Source organism: Streptomyces sp. NPDC043952 (genome assembly GCF_056435325.1).
In genome coordinates, this window is the sequence record NZ_JBWKES010000073.1 from 1 (window position 1) to 2241 (window position 2241).

At 68.7% G+C, this 2241-nt stretch carries 4 protein-coding genes; 3 read left to right on the forward strand and 1 reads right to left on the reverse strand.

Annotated elements, in window-relative coordinates; translation table 11 throughout:
• Positions 1–704 (reverse strand): GntR family transcriptional regulator (locus AC069R_RS34015; protein ID WP_478770555.1); only part of this gene is annotated, 704 nt, incomplete at its 3' end.
• Between the two features lie 109 nt (positions 705–813).
• Between AC069R_RS34015 and AC069R_RS34020 the strand changes: the two genes are divergently transcribed.
• Genes AC069R_RS34020 through AC069R_RS34030 form a run of 3 tightly spaced genes read left to right on the forward strand, consistent with a single transcriptional unit; the run spans position 814 to position 2073 of the window.
• Positions 814–1221, forward strand: a complete 408-nt coding sequence (locus tag AC069R_RS34020; protein ID WP_478770558.1) for an NUDIX hydrolase — start codon at positions 814–816, stop codon at positions 1219–1221.
• A 46-nt stretch (positions 1222–1267) separates the two neighbouring features.
• Entirely contained in the window at positions 1268–1690 is a 423-nt protein-coding gene (locus AC069R_RS34025; RefSeq protein WP_478770556.1) for an ATP-binding protein, read from the forward strand.
• Positions 1690–2073: a hypothetical protein gene (locus AC069R_RS34030; RefSeq protein ID WP_478770557.1), complete on the forward strand. Its 384-nt coding sequence runs from the start codon at positions 1690–1692 to the stop codon at positions 2071–2073. The genes AC069R_RS34025 and AC069R_RS34030 overlap by 1 nt, the downstream gene beginning before the upstream one ends.
• The last annotated feature ends 168 nt before the right edge of the window (positions 2074–2241 follow it).

Below are 2241 nucleotides of genomic sequence, written 5' to 3' on the forward strand. Positions count from 1 at the left end.
TCGAAGGCGGTCCGGATGAGATGGATGACCGGGACACCGGCGGCAAGGCGGAGCGTCTTGACCTCTGCGGGCGAGGGCATCCGGGCGCGGATCTCCTCGTCGAAGTGGTCGAGGCGGTGGCCCAGCTCTTCCAGGCGGGCGTAGATGCCGCCGGGGCCGGGGTTGGGTTCTGCGATGGGGGTTCCGCGGGCGATGTCGAGCGGGAGGTAGGAGGTGGCGAACTCGACGGGTCGCCCGTCGAGCAGGTACCGGCGCCGACGAGCCAGCACACGGCGCACGGAGCCGAGCCGGGTGGAGATGTCCTGGCTGGCCTTCTCCTCCTTGACCTCCAGGCTGTCGACCTGGGGGTGGCCGCCGGCCGCGTCGGCCTCCACGATGAACGCGGACTTGCCTTGTTCCCGGTGACGGCGGGCGAAGCGGTCGGAGGCGAGTCGCCTGACGGGCGGTCGTGGCCGTACGAAGACGCCCCTGCCGTGCTCGGCGTGCACCAGGCCCTCGCCCTGGAGGATGGAGAAGGCGTTGCGGACCGTCATCCGGGACACTCCGAAGTGGTCGACAAGGTCGGCTTCGGAGGGCAGCTTCTCGCCCTCGTGGAATCGCCCACGGTCGATGGCCTCGCGCAGCTGGTCGGCGATCTGCCGGAAGACCGCACGATCGCTCGTGGGGTCGAGATCACCGAGGAGGCCCGAAGAAAGAGGGCTCACGTGAGTACTCCTTTAGGTATCTAGACGAGTGGGCGAGTGCTGTTGCTACGGTGGAGAGCCTAGCCAGCCGAGAGGGCCGAGGAACGTGAGCACTGAACGCCCGCACTCCGTGAGCGTCGCCGGGGTCGTCGTGGACGACCAAGGCCGGGCCCTCCTGATCCAGCGCCGGGACAACGGCCACTGGGAACCGCCGGGCGGTGTCCTCGAACGCGAGGAGACCATCCCGGAAGCCCTCCAACGGGAAGTCCTCGAAGAGACCGGCATCAAGATCGCCCTTCCCGCGGCCCTGACCGGCGTCTACAAGAACATGAAGGGCCTGATCGTCTCGCTGGTCTTCCGCTGCGAAGCCGCCGACGGTGTGCCCACCACCGGTGACGAGACCCGCGCACTGCGCTGGGCCACCCGCGAAGAGGTCACCGAGCTTGCCGACGAGGCGTACGCGATACGTGTGCTCGACGCACTCGACGCTATGACCCCGCCGGCCGTTCGCGCCCACGACGGCGTGAAACTCGTCTAGCCCGAACCCGCTGCACATGGCGGCCTACCAGCATGAAGGAACTTGTATGCACGAGTATATGAGTGCAGCCAGGGTCTGGGGGCTGAGTTGCCCAGGATTCCCGGAAGAAGTGAGCCGGGCCCGCCGCTGGACCCGGGACATCCTGCGCGACTCCCCTCTGGCCGACGACGCCGAGCTGATCGTGAGCGAGCTGAGCACCAACGCGATCCGCCACACGGCCAGCGGCTGGGAGCCCGGCAGCTTCCACCTGGCCGTCGCCGTCTCGGCTCAGGTGGTCGCGGTCTCGGTCACGGACGACGGCGGCACGGCCACGGCCCCCAAGGTCGAGCACCAGGACCAGGACGCCGAGCACGGCCGAGGGTTCGGCATGGTCAGCGCCATCGCCCACCGGGTCGTCGTCCACGACACCGACCAGGGCCACACGGTCACCGCCGAGCTGTACGCCGACGCACGGCTGGGAGGCCGATGATGTTGATGAAGCTGCCCCGGCGGGGGTTCTGGTGCGAGTGCTGGACGGAGAACCTGAGCGAGCAGGGCCCGCAGGCACTGGTGGCATCGTTTGACGCCTACTCCGCTCCGCAGGTGGACCGGTGGGTAGCGGTCGCCCTCAAAACGATCTCCCCGGCACTGGACTCGGACGCCTCCAGTGCAGCGTGGGAGTGGATGTATGACGGCCGCATCGACACCCGACGAGCCCTGCTACGGGCCGAGCCCTGCACGGTGTCACTGACCCACGCCGGCACCCGCATCATCTGGACGATCCGACCGGCGTTCTTCCTGCCGATCGCACACCGCCAGGGCACCGAACTACCGCCATGCGCTCACGACTTCACGCCCCGCTCGACAGACTGAGTTACAACTTTCTCTACTGGTTCAAGGCGGCTCGCTCCGCTCACCGCGGGGGGGGGGGGGGGGGGGGGGGGGGGGGGGGGGTGGGGTTTCCCCCCCCCCCCCCCCCCCTTCCACGGTGTTGTATCCCACGACTACGACCCCCCCCCACCCCACGAAAGGGAAAGTATC

Bases quoted from the DNA above. Each gene is read 5' to 3' on its own strand.
- AC069R_RS34030 (WP_478770557.1), top strand. From the start codon at position 1,690: ATGTTGATGAAGCTGCCCCGGCGGGGGTTCTGGTGCGAGTGCTGGACG.
- AC069R_RS34025 (WP_478770556.1), top strand. From the start codon at position 1,268: ATGCACGAGTATATGAGTGCAGCCAGGGTCTGGGGGCTGAGTTGCCCA.